A 242-nucleotide genomic window follows, 5' to 3' on the forward strand; every position below is an offset into this window, starting at 1 on the left:
TGTTATCGCATGCACACTGGCTCTCCACATCTCCCCGCCCGCGTGGCCCTGGTCACCGGCGGCAACAAGGGCATTGGCCGCGGCAGCGCGCTGCAGTTGGCCACGCGCGGTTGGGAGGTGATCTTAACGTACCGCCGCGACCCCGCCGCCGCCCGCAGCGTGGCCGCGGCCAGCGCTCGGCCGGGCCGCGACGTGATGACCCTGGCGGTGGACGTCACCGACCGCGGGAGCTTCCCGGCATG

The 242-nt window shown here is 72.7% G+C and carries 1 protein-coding gene; it reads left to right on the forward strand.

The features are described from left to right. Positions 1 to 42 precede the first annotated feature (42 nt). Positions 43 to 242, forward strand: a 200-nt coding sequence (locus ACQG3P_RS22380) for an SDR family NAD(P)-dependent oxidoreductase (protein ID WP_426806282.1), incomplete at its 3' end; no start/stop codon positions are given.

The sequence above is a fragment of the Stenotrophomonas sp. SrG genome, assembly GCF_050031795.1.
In the GTDB taxonomy this organism is placed as follows: Bacteria; Pseudomonadota; Gammaproteobacteria; order Xanthomonadales; family Xanthomonadaceae; genus Stenotrophomonas; species Stenotrophomonas rhizophila_A.